18 protein-coding genes are annotated in these 16912 nt (G+C 42.0%); 17 read left to right on the top strand and 1 reads right to left on the bottom strand.

Annotation, left to right across the window (positions count from 1 at the left end):
* Positions 1-103: 103 nt before the first annotated feature.
* The 12 genes from J7I96_RS11510 to J7I96_RS11565 all read left to right on the top strand — a co-directional run bounded on the left by J7I96_RS11510 (position 104) and on the right by J7I96_RS11565 (position 12312).
* Positions 104-1741, top strand: coding sequence for an AMP-binding protein (locus tag J7I96_RS11510; RefSeq protein ID WP_214923946.1), 1638 nt, complete (start codon positions 104-106; stop codon positions 1739-1741).
* A gap of 12 nt (positions 1742-1753) precedes the next feature.
* Positions 1754-3103: an acetyl-CoA carboxylase biotin carboxylase subunit gene (locus J7I96_RS11515; RefSeq protein ID WP_214768102.1), complete on the top strand. Its 1350-nt coding sequence runs from the start codon at positions 1754-1756 to the stop codon at positions 3101-3103.
* Between the two features lie 31 nt (positions 3104-3134).
* The gene (locus J7I96_RS11520) at positions 3135-3347 is read left to right on the top strand and encodes an acetyl-CoA carboxylase biotin carboxyl carrier protein subunit (RefSeq protein WP_034312225.1); all 213 of its coding nucleotides are present in this window, start codon (positions 3135-3137) and stop codon (positions 3345-3347) included.
* A gap of 14 nt (positions 3348-3361) precedes the next feature.
* Positions 3362-4264: a hydroxymethylglutaryl-CoA lyase gene (locus J7I96_RS11525; RefSeq protein WP_285289398.1), complete on the top strand. Its 903-nt coding sequence runs from the start codon at positions 3362-3364 to the stop codon at positions 4262-4264.
* A 19-nt stretch (positions 4265-4283) separates the two neighbouring features.
* Positions 4284-5066, top strand: a complete 783-nt coding sequence (locus J7I96_RS11530; protein ID WP_214768104.1) for an enoyl-CoA hydratase — start codon at positions 4284-4286, stop codon at positions 5064-5066.
* A gap of 23 nt (positions 5067-5089) precedes the next feature.
* Positions 5090-6619: an acyl-CoA carboxylase subunit beta gene (locus tag J7I96_RS11535; protein ID WP_096338496.1), complete on the top strand. Its 1530-nt coding sequence runs from the start codon at positions 5090-5092 to the stop codon at positions 6617-6619.
* A 194-nt stretch (positions 6620-6813) separates the two neighbouring features.
* A complete protein-coding gene (locus J7I96_RS11540; RefSeq protein ID WP_214768397.1) occupies positions 6814-7578 on the top strand; it encodes an NUDIX domain-containing protein in 765 nt (254 codons plus the stop codon).
* Positions 7579-7593: 15 nt separating this feature from the next.
* On the top strand, positions 7594-8145 hold the full coding sequence (locus J7I96_RS11545; RefSeq protein ID WP_034312211.1) for a cysteine hydrolase family protein: 552 nt from the start codon (positions 7594-7596) through the stop codon (positions 8143-8145).
* Positions 8146-8207: 62 nt separating this feature from the next.
* A complete protein-coding gene (locus J7I96_RS11550) occupies positions 8208-9677 on the top strand; it encodes a nicotinate phosphoribosyltransferase (protein WP_034312208.1) in 1470 nt (489 codons plus the stop codon).
* A 34-nt stretch (positions 9678-9711) separates the two neighbouring features.
* A complete protein-coding gene (gene nadE / locus J7I96_RS11555) occupies positions 9712-10542 on the top strand; it encodes an ammonia-dependent NAD(+) synthetase (protein ID WP_057277742.1) in 831 nt (276 codons plus the stop codon).
* Positions 10543-10655: 113 nt separating this feature from the next.
* Positions 10656-11681, top strand: coding sequence for a serine hydrolase domain-containing protein (locus J7I96_RS11560; protein WP_214768105.1), 1026 nt, complete (start codon positions 10656-10658; stop codon positions 11679-11681).
* 337 nt (positions 11682-12018) lie between these two features.
* Positions 12019-12312 carry a hypothetical protein gene (locus J7I96_RS11565; protein WP_063593415.1) on the top strand — a complete coding sequence of 98 codons (294 nt, stop codon included), beginning with the start codon at positions 12019-12021 and terminating at the stop codon, positions 12310-12312.
* Positions 12313-12461: 149 nt separating this feature from the next.
* On the opposite strand, the gene J7I96_RS11570 is transcribed toward J7I96_RS11565, so the two are convergent.
* Positions 12462-12866, bottom strand: coding sequence for a hypothetical protein (locus J7I96_RS11570; protein ID WP_214768106.1), 405 nt, complete (start codon positions 12864-12866; stop codon positions 12462-12464).
* 379 nt (positions 12867-13245) lie between these two features.
* On the opposite strand from J7I96_RS11570, the gene J7I96_RS11575 reads away from it, so the two are divergent.
* The 5 genes from J7I96_RS11575 to J7I96_RS11595 all read left to right on the top strand — a co-directional run bounded on the left by J7I96_RS11575 (position 13246) and on the right by J7I96_RS11595 (position 16882).
* Entirely contained in the window at positions 13246-13494 is a 249-nt protein-coding gene (locus J7I96_RS11575; protein WP_034312191.1) for a hypothetical protein, read from the top strand.
* Between the two features lie 229 nt (positions 13495-13723).
* Positions 13724-14152, top strand: a complete 429-nt coding sequence (locus J7I96_RS11580; protein ID WP_214768107.1) for a YwqH-like family protein — start codon at positions 13724-13726, stop codon at positions 14150-14152.
* Positions 14152-14442 carry a YwqI/YxiC family protein gene (locus tag J7I96_RS11585; RefSeq protein WP_214768108.1) on the top strand — a complete coding sequence of 97 codons (291 nt, stop codon included), beginning with the start codon at positions 14152-14154 and terminating at the stop codon, positions 14440-14442. The genes J7I96_RS11580 and J7I96_RS11585 overlap by 1 nt, the downstream gene beginning before the upstream one ends.
* Positions 14439-16412, top strand: a complete 1974-nt coding sequence (locus tag J7I96_RS11590; RefSeq protein WP_214768109.1) for a DNA/RNA non-specific endonuclease — start codon at positions 14439-14441, stop codon at positions 16410-16412. Before J7I96_RS11585 ends, J7I96_RS11590 begins: the two co-directional genes overlap by 4 nt.
* A gap of 2 nt (positions 16413-16414) precedes the next feature.
* On the top strand, positions 16415-16882 hold the full coding sequence (locus J7I96_RS11595; protein WP_054395988.1) for an antitoxin YezG family protein: 468 nt from the start codon (positions 16415-16417) through the stop codon (positions 16880-16882).
* Positions 16883-16912 lie beyond the last annotated feature (30 nt).

Here is a 16912-nt window from a genome sequence, read left to right on the forward strand (position 1 = left end):
ACTTGATGCTTGGGGTTCATTTGGGTGAAAAGCAGATGTTATCTATACAGCAAAAAGCGTTCATTCTTACTTTTTTTAGATTAGGAGGAGTTTGATGTCTGATTTGCTAGATATTACTATCGGGAAACTGCTTGAAAGGACAGCTGGACAATATGGTGATAATGAAGCGGTTGTGTACCATGAACTAGGCCTGCGTCATTCTTATCGCGAATTTGAAAAGATTTGCCGAAGGGCTGCCAGGGGGTTCATGTCACTGGGGATTAAAAAAGGGGAACATATCGCCATATGGGCATCCAATAAACCGGAATGGCTTATATCCCAATTTTCCACCGCAAAAATGGGCGGGGTGCTGGTGACGGTCAATACAAATTACCGCACAAGTGAACTGGAATACCTGCTAAAGCAATCAGATTCGACGACGATCATCCTGATGGAACAATATAAGGATCATTCTTATATAGATACGCTGTATGAAATCGTACCTGAACTGAAAAATGCAGAACCAGGAAAATTACAATCTGAGAAACTGCCAAAATTAAAAAATATCATCGTTTTAGGTGAAAAACGTTATCCCGGAACTTTTTCGTGGGATGAAGTCATTAGCGGGAGCGAATCCGTTTCGGAGGAATCACTCGACATGAGGATGGAGGAATTAACTCCAAGTGATGTGATCAATATGCAATATACATCAGGGACGACAGGATTTCCAAAAGGAGTGATGCTGACGCATTCCAACTTAGTCAATAATGGATTGAATGTCGCGGAATGCATGAAGCTGACCGAAGCTGACAGGCTATGCATCCCGGTTCCGTTTTTTCATTGTTTCGGCTGTTCCCTTGGTACGATGGCATCTGTTTCAGTTGGGGCAACAATGGTGCCGGTCGTGGAATTTAATCCACGCGTTGTCCTTCAGACAGTTGAAGCCGAAAAATGTACGGGGCTTCATGGTGTACCGACGATGTTCATTGCTGAACTTAATCTCGATGACTTTGACCAGTATGATTTAAGCTCGTTACGGACTGGTATCATGGCAGGTTCGACATGTCCGATTGAAGTCATGAAAAGCGTGGTGAATAAAATGGGCATCACGGAAATCACGATTACTTATGGACAAACGGAATCTTCTCCTGGAATTACGATGACAAGAACGGACGATCCGATCGAACTTCGTGTTTCTTCAGTGGGAAGGGCTTTGCCGAAAGTGGAAGTGAAAATTGTCGATCCGGCTACAGGGGAGGAAGTCCCGCGGGGCATGCAGGGCGAACTCTGTTCGAGGGGGTACCATGTAATGAAGGGTTATTATAATAACCCGGAAGCCACTGAGCAGGCGATTGACACGGAAGGCTGGCTTCATACGGGGGATTTGGCGGTGATGGATGAGAGAGGTTATTGCAAGATCACTGGCCGGCTGAAAGATATGATCATTCGTGGAGGGGAAAATATTTATCCCCGTGAGATTGAAGAATTCCTCTATCAACATCCTGCAATTGTCGATGTTCAGATACTCGGCGTTCCAGATCAGAAGTATGGGGAAGAGGTAGCCGCATGGATCATTTTGAAAGCAGGAGAAACCCTTACGGAGAAAGAATTGATAGAGTATTGCAAAGGGAAAATATCTTTTCATAAAATTCCGCGTTACATTCAATTTACCGATGCTTATCCAATGACTGCATCAGGAAAAATCCAAAAGTATAAGCTTCGGCAACAAACTCTTGACCTACTAACGGAACGCACTAATTAAGGAGGATATCGAATGATTCGAAAAATTCTTATCGCAAACAGGGGAGAAATAGCATCACGCATTATTCGTACATGCAAGAAGCTGGGAATACTTACTGTCGCTGTCCATTCTGAAGCAGATTCTGATTCGCCTTTTGTGGGATTGGCGGATGAGGCATATTTATTGGGTGGTCCGAGAGTACAGGAAAGCTATTTAAACGTCAATAAGATTTTGGAAATAGCAAAGGAAACCGGAGTGGAGGCCATTCATCCTGGATATGGTTTTCTTAGTGAAAATGCAGACTTCGCACGTTCATGCGAAGAAGCCGGCTTGATATTCATTGGTCCCAAACCAGAGATCATCCAGCAAATGGGCAATAAAGTCGAGGCGAGGAAAAAGATGGAGCAAGCAGGACTTCCATTGGTGCCTGGATTTTCACGTCCGTTAATTGATAGTGCAGAAGCGGCAGCCGTTGCCGAAAAGATTGGCTATCCAGTCATGTTAAAAGCAGCAGCAGGCGGCGGGGGAATCGGCATGCAGGCCGTTGCTAATGAAGATGAACTAACCAAAGCCTTCGAAGGGAATCAAAAACGTGCCCAATTATTTTTTGGCAATGGAGATATGTTCATAGAAAAATTGATTGAGAAGCCTCGTCATATCGAAATTCAGGTATTGGCGGATTCCTTTGGGAATGCTGTTTACTTATGGGAAAGGGAATGCTCCGTTCAAAGGCGCCACCAGAAGGTCGTGGAAGAGGCTCCATCTTCTTTCCTTGACGAAGAAACAAGAAACAGGATGGGAATGGCTGCAGTGAAAGCGGTAAAATCCATCGGTTATAGCAATGCGGGCACACTCGAATTTTTAGTAGATGCAGATAAAAACTTTTATTTCCTGGAAATGAATACACGCCTTCAGGTAGAGCATCCTGTCACTGAAGAAATTACGGGACTGGACTTAGTCGAACAGCAAATTAAAATTGCATCGGGCAACAAATTGGATTTCACCCAAAGTGAGATTAAACAGGACGGACATTCCATTGAAGTGCGAATTTATGCTGAAGATCCGAAAACCTTTTATCCAGCACCGGGGAGAATCACCACCATGGAACTTCCGGAAGGTGAAGGGATCCGTCATGAATTGGCGGTTCATGGAACTTCGGTCGTATCCCACTTTTATGATCCGATGATCGCCAAATTGGTGGTGAGCGGCGACTCGAGGGATAATGCGATTGAAAGATTAAGCGAAGCGCTGGCAAGCTATAAAATAGAAGGAATTAAAACAAACCTTCCTCTGCTGATGGAAATAATTTCTCATGAAGCTTTTTCCAAAGGAGATACGACTACGGATTTCATTGCGAAATATATTCAAAAATTGACAGTATAACTTAAAACATAATGTTCGGGAGGAAAATAAAATGGCAGAATTAAAGGCAAGCATGGCAGGAAGTGTTTGGAAAATCGTAGCAAATGAGGGGCAAAGTGTAACCGATGGACAGGATATCATTATCTTGGAATCGATGAAAATGGAAATCCCCATTGCAGCCGAGGAAGCTGGCACCATTAAAGAACTAAAAGTGAATGAAGGGGATTTCGTAAATGAAGGCGACGTTTTGGCCGTCATTGAATAAAGGGACGGAGGGGTATGATGAATTGGCCTGAAAAAGTGACAATTAAGGAAGTTGGACCCCGTGACGGGCTGCAAAATGAAAAGGTCATAATACCTGCACAAAGCAAAATGGAGTGGATCGATCAGCTCTCAGATACAGGATTATCTTATATAGAAGTGACTTCTTTCGTACACCCAAAGTGGATTCCCCAATTGAGTGATGCCGTCCTGGTGGCTAAGGGAATAAAGCGCAAGCCTGGTATCACTTATGCGGCCCTTGTACCGAATCAAAGGGGACTGGAGTCTGCCCTTGAAGCCAATATCGATGATATTTCCGTGTTCATGTCATCCAGTGAAACGCATAATCTAAAAAATATCAATAAGTCGATTTCCGATACCTTTCCAATATTGAAGGATGTCATCAGGACAGCAGCAAATAGCGGTAAAACGGTCAGGGGCTATGTTTCAACCGTTTTCGGCTGTCCGTATGAAGGGGAGGTTTCGACTGATCAGGTTTTCCGTGTTTGTGATCAACTTTTTGAATATGGCATCGATGAAGTCTCGTTGGGTGATACCATTGGGGTCGCGTCTCCAAGACAGGTTGCACTGTTCCTTGAACAGGCTGTAAAAAGATATGATACAAGCCAAATTGCCCTCCATTTTCATGATACAAGGGGAATGGCACTCGCAAATATACTTGAATCACTGAATTATGGTATTGACACTTTCGACTCTTCGCTCGGAGGTTTAGGGGGATGCCCGTATGCACCAGGCGCGAGCGGAAATGTGGCTACGGATGACCTGGTTCATATGCTACATAAAATGGGGATTCACACAGGAATCAATCCCGAAAAGCTATTGAAGGCAGCGGCCATGGTGCAAAGCTTTTTGGAAAAACCATTGCCTAGCCATCAGATGGCTGTAAATAACGCACAATAAGCGAAATCGAGGTGAATGTATGACTTCATTAGTTGATATAAAGTATGAAGAAAAGGGAATTGCCTTCGTGACATTGAATCGGCCGGATGCTGCTAATGCTTTATCCACAGAATTGCTTCATTGCTTAATCGAAGGGCTGGATGAATTGAAGAGAGATTCCAATCTACGAACAGTCATTATAACGGGAGCAGGTGAAAAGGCGTTTTGTGCAGGTGCGGATCTTAAGGAAAGAGCGGGTATGAATGATGATAAAGTCAAGGAGACAGTCAAGTTGATCGGAGACACGATTACGGCTGTAGAAAACCTCCCAGTACCGGTCATCGCTGCGATCAACGGTTCTGCTTTTGGCGGTGGGCTGGAATTGGCACTCGCTTGTGACATACGCATCGCATCGGAAACGGCAAAGGTGGGGCTGACTGAAACGTCATTAGGCATCATCCCTGGTGCAGGCGGTACACAGCGACTGCCCCGGATAGTCGGAATGCCGACAGCGAAAGAACTGATTTATACGGCAAGGAGATTGGATGCAAAAACGGCACATGTCTTGAAAATCATCAGTCATGTATATTCACCACAACATTTAATTGAGGAAGCGAAAAAATTGGCTAAGGAGATTGCGGTCAATGCCCCATTAGCACTCAGGGCTGCAAAAGCGGCGATCAATCAAGGGGCTGAGACCGACTTGAAAACAGGATTGCAAATTGAAAATGACTGCTATCAGACAACTTTAAAAACCCTTGACCGACTGGAGGGTCTGTCAGCATTCAAGGAAAAACGCAAACCGGTATATAAAGGCCAATGATTTCTATTGAAGGAGGAACAGGGATGGTGACGACGGATAAACTAACCGAAACGGTTGAAACGATTAAAAAAGGCGGTTTAGAAAAGTATCATCAAAAAAACGCTGAAAAAGGAAAGCTTTTCGTACGTGAACGTCTAGAGCTGCTTTTCGATGAAGGGGTAGAAATAGAGGACGCTTTCTTTGCCAATTGTGCAAGTGTTGGTCTGCCTGCTGATGGTGTGGTTACGGGCATCGGAAAAATCAATGGTCAAAGGGTCTGTGTCATGGCCAATGATTCGACTGTAAAAGCTGGATCCTGGGGAGCTAGGACCGTCGAGAAAATCATTCGCATTCAGGAAACAGCCGAAAAGTTACAGCTGCCACTTCTTTATTTAGTCGATTCTGCCGGGGCGCGAATTACGGATCAAGTAGAAATGTTTCCGGGCCGCCGCGGAGCGGGCCGCATCTTTTACAACCAAGTGAAGCTATCAGGAAAAGTCCCGCAAATTTGTCTATTGTTCGGTCCGTCTGCCGCCGGCGGGGCATATATTCCAGCTTTTTGTGATATTGTCGTAATGGTTGATGGCAATGCATCCATGTATTTAGGTTCACCGAGAATGGCAGAAATGGTCATTGGCGAAAAGGTGAGCGAGGAGGAAATGGGCGGGGCGAAAATGCATTGTTCCGTTTCAGGATGCGGCGATGTGCTTGTCAAGTCAGAAGAAGAATCGATCGCGTTTGCGCGCAGGTACTTAAGCTATTTTCCAGGAAATTATCAAGAAAGACCTAAAAGCGTAAAACCTGAGCTGCCTGCGGATTTCGAAAAAACTTTGGAAGAACTGATTCCTAAAAATCAGAATGCAGCCTTCAATATGTACGACCTGATCGATAGGGTTATAGACAGGCAATCATTTTGTGAAATCAAGAAGCTATTTGCTCCTGAATTAATCACTGGGCTTGCAAGGCTAAATGGACAAACGATAGGGATCATAGCCAATCAGCCGCGAGTCAAGGGCGGCGTCCTGTTCCATGATTCAGCTGATAAGGCTGCGAAGTTCATCAACTTATGTGATGCTTTCCATATACCGCTGTTATTCCTGGTGGATATTCCAGGATTCATGATTGGGACGAAGGTCGAACGGGCAGGAATCATTCGCCATGGTGCGAAAATGATCTCGGCCATGAGTGAAGCCACTGTTCCCAAGATTTCCGTCATCGTCCGTAAAGCTTATGGTGCCGGACTATATGCGATGGCCGGTCCCGCCTTTGAACCGGACTGCGTTCTTGCCTTACCGACGGCATTGATAGCGGTCATGGGAGCTGAAGCTGCGGTCAATGCAGTCTATGCCAATAAAATCAATGCGATGGAACCAGAAGAGCGCCCTGAATTCATTGAACAGAAGCGCAATGAGTATAATGAAGATATCGATATTTACCGCTTAGCCTCTGAAATGATCGTCGATGGCATCATCCAGCCGAATGACCTGCGTGATGAATTGAGCGCGCGGTTTGAAGCGTATAGCAGTAAGCAATTGACATTTACCGATCGTAAGCATGGGGTCTATCCCGTATAAAGTATTCCATGGAAAAAGCCCGGTTCATCATGACCGGGCTTTTTCCATGGAATAAAATGAATGATAATTTAAATAATTAGAAAATTTTTCTGTTTTAGAGTTGCTAAATCACACAAGGAAGAGTACTATAATTAGTAATTAAAGATTTACTAATTACTTAATTCCATACTTAGTGAAAGAAAGTGAGAGTTGCCATGGGTCAGCAGGAAATAAAGAAATATATTACTCCAGATGGATACACAGCAGATATTGCAATTTTTACTATTACTACAAAGAAAACGGCAGACAAAGCACCTCCTGAAATGTTTTTGAAGCTATTATTGATCAAACGTGCCTCAAAAGATAAGGAAGGAAGCCCCAATGTTGAAGGAGATAAATGGGCTTTACCCGGAGGCTTTGTCAATGCCTCCGAGACTGCCTATGAAGCAGCCAAACGAGAATTGAAAGAAGAAACGGGCGTAGCAGGATTCCATGTCAAGCATTTCGGGGTTTATGACCGCCCAGGGCGCGATCCCAGGGGATGGATCATATCCAATGCTTTTTATGCAATTGTCCAGGAAGAGTTTCTTCATCAAAGAAAAGCGAATGATGACGCAGCTGAGGTTGAATTGTTCACGATTCAGGAAGCCTTACAATTAGATCTTGCCTTTGATCATTATACAATTATTAACGATGCGATGAATGTATTGAAAAAAGAAATGGTGCAAACGACGATAGCCCAAAAATTCCTGCCGGATGAATTTACACTTTCTGAACTGCAACGGGTTTTGCTGACAGCCAGAGATGATGCAAAAATCAGTGCAGACTCACTTTTCTATGCAAAAGCCCCGAAACTTCCGTTTTTGGAGAAAGTATTGGATGAAAAGGGAATGCAAAAGAAAACGAAACGTAATTCTTATCGGCCTTCACAGCTTTACCGGTTTAATGCAGAGGTTGTCATGGACTCTATTTACTATTAAGGGGGAATTGGTGAAATGGGAAAAAAGGCATTGATCAATATAGATTATACGTATGACTTCGTGGCAGACGGGGGTTCATTGACCTGCGGGAAGCCAGGTCAGGATATCGAGAAGGAACTTGTCAGTATAACCAAGGAATTTATCAAACAAGGCGAATATACGGTATTCGCGATTGATTTACATGAAGAAGGAGACCGCTTACATCCCGAATCGAATTTGTTTCCACCGCATAATATTAGCGGTACAATGGGTAGAGATCTATACGGGGCGTTAAAAGAGGAATATGAAACAAATAAAAATCAAAAGAATGTTCATTATATAGATAAAACGCGTTATTCGGCCTTTGCAGGAACGGACCTTGATATCCGCCTGCGGGAACGTCACATTACCGATGTATATTTAGTCGGAGTTTGTACAGATATTTGCATTTTGCATACGGCAATCGACGCTTATAATTTAGGCTATAAAATTTTTGTATATGAACATGCAGTGGCCTCGTTCAATGATGCCGGTCACCATTGGGCGCTTGGACATTTTAAAGGATCTCTAGGAGCAACCATTCTATAATATCGATTCAAGCAACAGAATAGAAGGGAAGCGAATGCTTCTCTTTTTGGGAGGAACTATCCATGGAAAAAAAATACAACGATGACAGTTACGCATTACACACTGACCTATACCAAATTAATATGGCCCAAACTTATTGGCAGGACAAAACACATAACCGCAAAGCAGTTTTTGAGATATTTTTCAGAAAGCTTCCATTTAATAGCGGATATGCAATCTTTGCGGGACTTGAAAAAATTGTCCATTACCTTCAAAACTTTTCCTTCTCGGAAAGTGATATCGACTATTTAAAAAATGATCTCCACTATGATGAAGAATTTTTGAAATATTTGAAGAACATTCGTTTCACGGGAGAAATCCGCTGTATGAAAGAGGGAGAGCTCGTCTTCGGCAATGAACCGATATTACGGGTGGAAGCACCGCTTGGTGAGGCTCAACTCATTGAAACTGCGTTGCTTAACATTGTGAACTATCACACACTCGTGGCAACAAAGGCATCACGCATCAAGCAGGTCATCGGTGAAGAATCTGCCCTAGAATTCGGTTCAAGGCGGGCGCAAGAAATGGATGCCGCAATTTGGGGAGCGAGAGCGGCCTATATTGCTGGCTTTGATTCCACTAGTAATGTACGTGCTGGAAAGCTATTCGGCATTCCGGTTTCAGGGACGCATGCACATTCCATGATCCAAGCTTATAAAGATGAATATACGGCTTTTCATAAATATGCTGTTTCCCATAAAGACTGTGTATTCTTGGTTGATACGTATGATACATTGCGTTCCGGCATCCCAAATGCAATCCGTGTTGCCAAGGAATTGGGTGATAAAATCAATTTCATTGGCGTCCGTCTTGACAGTGGTGATTTAGCTTACTTATCGAAAGAGGCAAGACGTATGCTAGATGCTGCAGGATTCCATGATGCGAAGATTGTCGCTTCCAATGACCTGGATGAATATACAATCATCAATCTGAAACAACAAGGAGCAAGAATTGACATTTGGGGCATCGGAACCAAATTGATTACGGCTTATGACCAGCCAGCGCTAGGTGCTGTTTATAAAATGGTTTCAATAGAGGGCGAAGATGGGAATATGAGAGATACCATCAAAATTTCTTCTAACCCTGAAAAGGTTACGACACCTGGCTTAAAACGAGTATATCGAATCATCAATAAAGTGAACCATCATGCTGAAGGTGATTATTTGGCGATGGAATATGAGAAGCCGCAGGAACAGGAAAAATTAAAAATGTTTCATCCTGTCCATACATTCCTAAGTAAATTCGTCACGGATTTCGATGCGGTTGATCTGCATGTGGATATTTTCAAGGATGGAAGTTTGATTTATGAATTGCCGACCATAGATGAAATCAAGGCCTTCACGCAAAAAAATCTCCAAGTATTATGGCCGGAGTACCTTCGTGCCCTTAATCCTGAAGAATATCCGGTAGATCTAAGCCAGGATTGTTGGGATAATAAAATGAGGAATATAGATGAAGTTAAAGCCAAAGTAGAAAGAATGCTAACGAAATGACCTATCTATTTTATTAGAAAGCGGGGAAATGCCAATGCGTCCATTACAAAAAGAAATCGTAAAAAAATTACTTGTCCAACCAACGATCGATCCCGAAGCCGAATTCAGGAAAAGTGTTGATCTATTAAAAGGGTATATGAAGAAAAATACGTTTCTGAAAAGCTTCGTACTTGGAATTTCCGGAGGTCAAGATTCAACACTGGCTGGCTATATTGCCCAAACCGCCGTCAATGAATTAAATGAAGAAACGAATGGCAGCGACTATAAGTTTGTTGCTGTAAGCTTGCCATATGGAGTACAGGCAGATGAAGAAGACAGGCAGCTGGCTTTAAAATTCATTAAGCCAAGCCAAACGGTTACAGTCAACATCAAGGAAGCGGTGGATGCATCTATCAAAGCTGTGGAAGAAGCAGTTTCTGAAAAGCTATCGAATTTCTTAAGGGGAAATGTCAAAGCACGAGAGCGAATGAAGGTGCAATATGATTTAGCCGGGCTGTATAAAGGCGTTGTGCTTGGTACGGATCATGCAGCTGAAGCCATAACAGGTTTCTTTACGAAACATGGTGATGGTGCAGCGGATATCATTCCTTTATACCGCTTAAATAAAAGGCAAGGAAAAGAAATCCTGAAATTCGTCGGTGCTCCTGAGCGCCTTTATACGAAAATACCCACTGCCGATTTAGAAGATGACAAGCCGTTACTTCCTGATGAAGTGGCTTTAGGAGTTAGCTATGATGAAATCGATGATTACCTAGAAGGCAAGGAAATCAGAACGGAAGCAGCCGAAATCATCGAAGGATGGTACACTAAAACCGAACATAAACGCAATGAAGCCATTAATGTTTATGATACTTGGTGGAAATAATCTAAGATAAGTTATCCCGCATCACATAAGATGCGGGTTTTTTTGCAAGACCTAACAAGCACCTTGGCCAACACATCAGTAAAGAAAACTTTACCGGCAAAGGGGAAAACGAAATGTCGACTCTCCATATGGATTTATCCAGGAAAATTGAAGCAACGAGCAAGGAAATTGAATTCTCGGGTGTAATCGGTGTGAAAGCGGGAGATGATCTGATCCATAGTTCAGCACATGGCTATTCCAATCGAGCGGATGAAATCATGAATACGACCGAAACAAGGTTCGGTATTGCTTCCGGTTGTAAACTGTTTACCGCGATAGCCATTTGCCAGTTAATACTAAAAGGAAAACTTAGGTTCGATTCTAAGCTTAAAGACTGTGTTCGGATCGTGTTTCCTAATTTCAATCAAAATGTGACCATACATCACCTCTTAACACACACTTCGGGCATCCCTGATTACTTTGATGAAGAAGTGATGGATGATTTTGAGGAGCTATGGCAGAATAACCCGATGTACCATGTAAAAGGATTAAAAGATTTCCTGCCAATGTTTCAAGATGAGGTGATGATGTTTCAACCCGGGGAAAGGTTTCATTACAATAATTCAGGCTATATTTTATTAGGATTGATTGTTGAGGAACTAACCGGACTTGAATTTACCGAATATATCGACAAGAACATCTTTCTGCCTTGTGAAATGAAAAATTCCGGTTATTTTTCCATGGATCAGCTACCTAAAAATACTGCATTAGGGTACATAGACGAAGAAAATGGAGCATGGAGAACCAACGTTTATTCCCTTCCAATCAAAGGCAGTGCGGATGGAGGGGCGTATATTACCACATCAGATATGTTCAGGTTTTGGGATGGGTTATTTTCCAATCGTTTACTGAATCAAGAATATACCAATCTCTTATTGGAAACCCATATTGCTACAGAAGATGAAGGGGAATACTATGGCTATGGTATATGGATCCGTAAAAAAAATGACGAGATTTTCAAATACCATCTTATGGGGTATGACCCGGGTGTAAGTTTCAATTCTGCAGTATATCCGGTAAAGCGATTGAGAACCGTCATTACTTCAAATAAAGGCATGGGTCCATATCATATTACCAGGGCGATCGAGAAAGAAATATAAAAATAAATGGAACCTTTCCACTAATGGAGGGTTCCATTGTTTATAGTCAATCTGAATTCAATCAAGTTATTTTTTAAGTAAGGGACGAATTCGCATTCAATTGCTAAATTGGTTCCAGAACTTCTGGAGTTTCAAGGGAAGAACCCCTTCTGTACCCTTATTCAAGAACGAAGCTTTAATGATGCGGCACACCAATTTTTCATTTATTGTCGGAAATCTTTTTAGGTTTCAAGGCCTTTCCAAACAAAGAATTTGTATATTTAAATATCTTGAAGTAGAGTATATTTAATATACTTTATTTTATCCGGTATTTTCCGATGGAGGTTCTTTTTACATTATGAAGGCAAGATATGAACTAGCGAACATGAACTTAACAGTAAGCAATGTGACTTTACGTAATGCTGCGGATAGCTATGTCCTCTTGAAAGCTGCAGATGATCAAAATAATGAAATCACGATCAAGCTTTCCCACGAACAAGCGGAATTTCTGGAAGCGGAATTAAGGGAAGTAAATCGCCGCCGCAGGGAAAATAGTCCCGATATAACAGGAAATGATCAGGAACGCATTAATGACGACGATTCTTTTAATCTGTTCAGCATTGATTTATTCAATGAAAATGAATCGAAGTAATTCCCCGAATCATATTTGCTTCTCTGTAACCTTGCTTTCGATTTAAGCTGATGCTACAGAGAATTTATCATTCCCGCCAATACAAAATCCGATTTTCAGTTATTGAAAGGCATTAGGAATGTTTTAAGCAAGGTGACCTATCGTTACCTTTATTTTGCTTGCTTGAAAAAATTCTTCACCAATAGGAATAGGGATGATAGTACAGCAAAAACCATGAAAAATACGATGAACCCCCATAGGCCTATCGCCGCATCTTGAAACTCCATATTTCCTCTGCTGGTAAGGGCTTGCTGTATCTCAATGGCAAATACTAAAACAACCATGACTGTAAAGGTATAAAGGAAAGAGAGTATCGTTATACCAAAACGCATCCGGGCAATTAAATTAGATAAAAATAACACGAACAAAAATATGATGATACCGATGATTCCCATTATCCAAAAATGCAAATCTTTGTCGGTTGCATTTGAATTTAATGTGTCACTTACAAATAATAGGATGAAATCGTGAAGATTATTGACGATCTCAGCTAATATCTGGATGATTTCTTTCATTTCTCACACCTCCAATCCTTAGATTATAGCAGGTTATAAATCTATATAGAAGAGGGAAGGTCCTCGAGGCTGCCAGATTGACCTTCGGTGGAAGTAATGGGAAATCATAAAAAGCATAAGTAAATAATGAGAAGTCAGACATGCATCGTCAGTTAAACAGGTTATAGTTAATAAATGGTGAAGCAGATCAACAAAATACATAGAAAAATAAAAAATAAGAGATTTCATTGAAAGTAGGTGTACCTGATTTCCAATATTATAATGCCTTTAGCGATCTTAGCCATGATTGTTTTGATCGGTTTCTTTATTTATAAGGTTAGTAAAAAATATTAGTGTGATCTTATCTTTACTTAATGCTTTCATGGTTGGAGGAAAAAGAATGAATGATGTACATAATCATGTGTTAACGGTAATTGATTTTATGAAAACCGGACACAAAACATGCTTTGTGAAGGTCATCGGTTTTGATGCTGAATCCGGACAGGATTTTGAAGGTGAAGTTAAATTTGTCGGTGATTTGCCTTTTGGCGATTTGATACATCCCGAGCGGTCACATTTATCTTCCTCTTGCAGGGAATTTGTTCGGGATGACTTGCTGCATAGATATAGTCAAGGACAGTTTGAATGAAGTGTTGAAAATTTTTATAGAGAATTCAAGGGGTTTACTTGTTTAAAATTGGTAAAATGCCGGGTATAAAGAATATGGTATGTAGGAACTTTTATATGCCAAACTTCTCTTTCAACTGACAAAATAGCATATTTCTCCCTATTTAACTCTCGGACTTTAATCCTTATAATGTTAAATAAGAAAAATATGACAGTTAGTGTAGGATAATACTGTTTCTGAGGTGAGTTTCATGGTATATGCAGATATTTTGAGTAATATACACTCTGCTATCTCCAGTAAAAAAGCTGATTTAAATGTGAAAATTGAACGATTAGAAAATGCAAAAAACGATATTATAAAAGAACAGAGCATGTGTCTTAACGAGATTAGGAAAATAAAAGAGCCTGAGCTTGGTGCCAGCTGGACAGGGAACCGTTCGGATCACTTTCAGGATGCACGTCATGATGCTTATAATGTGATGTTTAGTATCATTCATGACGATTATGATGATTACCAATGGAAAATCGAAGCGATGATTACAAAGCTGAATGCAGAGAATACGCTTCTGAGCATAGCGGGGAATATAGCCCAAGAAGCCGACTCCCTTTTGAACAAAGGCGAAGAGGCGTTTGAGCAGCTGGAAAGTAAAATATCCGATTTAAAAAGGCGGTTGTTTTAATGACGACAATCAAACTGAATCATCCTGCCGTAACGAAACAAGTCGATCAAGTGAAGACGGCACTTGGTACAGTCACGCTTGGAAGTTTGCCGGCAGGCGAGCTTGGCAACAATAAATTGGAATTCACTTCGAAATGGATCGATCGCGAAACGAACCTGGAGAAGGTCTTCGAGCAATATATCAAAATCGTCCAGAAAAATGTGGAAGATACCCGTGCCAACATTAACTTATTAAAAGAACAGGATGAAGCCATCGCCCATACGTCTTCACCTGGGTATCCTGTGAGATGAAAATATTTGAAGCCGATACATTGACGGCCGCAACTAAGTCGCGTGCCAAGCAATATGAAGACCTTAAGAAGGAAGTCGCAGCCCTGAAAAAGGAATTTCAGGGCATTGTCGGCCTTGATAACGAGTTTCAGGGAGCCGGTGCTACCGCCATCAAAAGCTTCTATGAAGCGCAAATCGAGGTGGCGGACGCCTGGATGGAACTATTCACGACCCAGATCAGTTTTTTGGAAGGCATACCGGCCAGTCTGGAAGAGGCGGACCTCTCGGGAAATACGGTGGTCGAGGTTCCCTTTTTAGACGGCGAAGTGTCGAACGGCATCAACCAAGCGAAATCGCTTGTCGATGAACAAGCGAATGATCTCCAAAGAATCCTGAACAGCATTGACGATATCCTGCCTCTTGATATGTTCGATCAAAAGGACTTTAATGAAAAAATCACGCTGGCCGGGCACAGGCTGGATGACACCGTGACAAAGGTCGAGAATGTCGACCGGCAATTGGTCGAGGAATATGATTTGTCCGTCGGGCAGGAAAACGTGGCCGTTGGCCTTTTCCGTGCCTTGCTTGATGCCACCAAACAGGACGGGCACGTTTCGCCGATGACGTTCGATCAATCGGCATTCAAGAATAGTGACGTCTATCAAGTGAAGGATGAAGTCGCCGGTCAGATGAAAGACTATCAAACCTTCAAAAAGCAGCAAGCCGAAGCCCGGAAAATCGAACAGGAGATGGAAGAACTTGAAAACCGTCCATGGTACGAAAAAGCCTGGGATACGACAAAAACCTTTACAGGGGAATTCACAGGATATTATGATTCTATCAGGGCCTCAACCGGAGTCGATCCAGTAACGGGGCGCAAGCTGTCCGATGCCGAACGAATCGCCGCCGGCGCCATGGCAGCCGCTGGATTCATCCCCGTCGTCGGCTGGGCCGGCCGGGCCATCAAAGGCGGCAGCGCCCTATATAAAACGGCCAAAGGACTCAACGCAGCGGACCACGCGCTCGATGCCTATAAAACGACTAAAGGCTTTAGCCTCCTCCAGAAAACCGAATACGGGATATACGGACTCCTCGCAGTCAACGGCCTCGGTGAAGCGGCCACTGGCAAAGACATGTTCGGCAACCAGCTAACCGAGGAACAGCGCCAGAACGGCCTGTTGATGGCAGTTGGCATCGGCGGTATGGCAGGTGCGGCGAAGGTCGCTGATAAAGTAGCGAGTGGTACAAAGTTCATCCCTTACAGCAAGGAATTTGCGCAAAATCAGGTTCAGAAGGCAAAAGCATTCGGCCGGCAAATCGGTAATGTGGAAGTACCTCTTCGTATCAGGGTCGAAGAGTTAGCCACGGCGTATGGAAACAACTACAAGCATGTCACTTTTGATAAAACGACTATTAAGGATATAGTACAGAAGTTTGCAGTGAAGAGTGAAGGTAGGAAGGTTACAGGCAAAGTAGTGCTAGCAAAAGGATCCAATGAAATTACAAAAGTGGCGTATGGAAAGCACTATACAAGAGAGCGAATGAAGAAAGTTTTAAAACCGAATATTGAATATACATCCCCTGGTGGTCATGTATATAAAACGGACGAAAAGGGTCGGATAACAAGTGTCGAAGGTTCTCTTGATTTAGGCAATGGAAAAAGAAACAATTATGCACAGCGAATTGCTGGAAGAGATGATCGATTGCCAGATGATCAAGGGGGTCATTTAATTGCAAGCATTTTTAAAGGGTCTGGTCAACTAGATAACCTTGTCCCAATGAATGCAAACCTGAACATGGGGGAATGGAAAAAACTAGAAATATCATGGGCTAAAGCTTTAGACAGTAATCCTCCTAAAACAGTTGAAGTGAAAATCACTCCAGTTTATAAAGGAGACTCGAAGCGGCCCGCTAGTTTTAGAATAAATTATAAGATTGATAATAGTCGTTGGGAGAGAAGGATTTTTGAAAATAGATCAGGAGGTAGGTAAGTATGAATGAAATTAAACTTAATAGTATTTATCAACAAATAGCTCAAACTATTAATGAAACTATACCAGAGGAATGGTCAAAGGTATTAATGTACGGTGAAATTGCTGACGGTACCGGTACGGCTTTCTTTTTTTATTATAATCCTAATAGTGAATTGCCTATTTATAGTCATGATATACCTGAAATATATAGTTTAAACGAAGAAGAATATGATAAATTATGGTATCAATTATTAGATGAATTAAAATTATTATCAGATGAATTTAAAAATAATAATCAAGAACAATGGACCAATTTAACTTTTACTTTAGAAAGTACCGGTAAATTTAAGGTTGACTATGATTATGAGGATTTATCCAATGCAGATGATCACGAAAGAAGGGTTATTTGGGAATATACTCGTTTAGGCCTTTTACCCGAATCTGAATATGATAAGAGGATTTTAGAAGAATACCTCAAGAAAGAATAATGGAGGATAAGTAAAGCTTGTTCTTTTATG

This window comes from Bacillus sp. ISL-78 (genome assembly GCF_018613455.1).
GTDB lineage: Bacteria > Bacillota > Bacilli > Bacillales > DSM-1321 > Peribacillus > Peribacillus frigoritolerans.

Bases quoted from the DNA above. Each gene is read 5' to 3' on its own strand.
- J7I96_RS11545 (WP_034312211.1), top strand. From the start codon at position 7,594: ATGGGAAAAAAGGCATTGATCAATATAGATTATACGTATGACTTCGTG.
- J7I96_RS11525 (WP_285289398.1), top strand. From the start codon at position 3,362: ATGATGAATTGGCCTGAAAAAGTGACAATTAAGGAAGTTGGACCCCGT.
- J7I96_RS11550 (WP_034312208.1), top strand. From the start codon at position 8,208: ATGGAAAAAAAATACAACGATGACAGTTACGCATTACACACTGACCTA.
- J7I96_RS11595 (WP_054395988.1), top strand. From the start codon at position 16,415: ATGAATGAAATTAAACTTAATAGTATTTATCAACAAATAGCTCAAACT.
- J7I96_RS11575 (WP_034312191.1), top strand. From the start codon at position 13,246: ATGAATGATGTACATAATCATGTGTTAACGGTAATTGATTTTATGAAA.
- J7I96_RS11530 (WP_214768104.1), top strand. From the start codon at position 4,284: ATGACTTCATTAGTTGATATAAAGTATGAAGAAAAGGGAATTGCCTTC.
- J7I96_RS11580 (WP_214768107.1), top strand. From the start codon at position 13,724: ATGGTATATGCAGATATTTTGAGTAATATACACTCTGCTATCTCCAGT.
- J7I96_RS11565 (WP_063593415.1), top strand. From the start codon at position 12,019: ATGAAGGCAAGATATGAACTAGCGAACATGAACTTAACAGTAAGCAAT.
- J7I96_RS11570 (WP_214768106.1), bottom strand. From the start codon at position 12,866: ATGAAAGAAATCATCCAGATATTAGCTGAGATCGTCAATAATCTTCAC.
- J7I96_RS11560 (WP_214768105.1), top strand. From the start codon at position 10,656: ATGTCGACTCTCCATATGGATTTATCCAGGAAAATTGAAGCAACGAGC.
- J7I96_RS11590 (WP_214768109.1), top strand. From the start codon at position 14,439: ATGAAAATATTTGAAGCCGATACATTGACGGCCGCAACTAAGTCGCGT.
- J7I96_RS11515 (WP_214768102.1), top strand. From the start codon at position 1,754: ATGATTCGAAAAATTCTTATCGCAAACAGGGGAGAAATAGCATCACGC.
- J7I96_RS11585 (WP_214768108.1), top strand. From the start codon at position 14,152: ATGACGACAATCAAACTGAATCATCCTGCCGTAACGAAACAAGTCGAT.
- J7I96_RS11520 (WP_034312225.1), top strand. From the start codon at position 3,135: ATGGCAGAATTAAAGGCAAGCATGGCAGGAAGTGTTTGGAAAATCGTA.
- J7I96_RS11535 (WP_096338496.1), top strand. From the start codon at position 5,090: ATGGTGACGACGGATAAACTAACCGAAACGGTTGAAACGATTAAAAAA.
- nadE (WP_057277742.1), top strand. From the start codon at position 9,712: ATGCGTCCATTACAAAAAGAAATCGTAAAAAAATTACTTGTCCAACCA.
- J7I96_RS11540 (WP_214768397.1), top strand. From the start codon at position 6,814: ATGGGTCAGCAGGAAATAAAGAAATATATTACTCCAGATGGATACACA.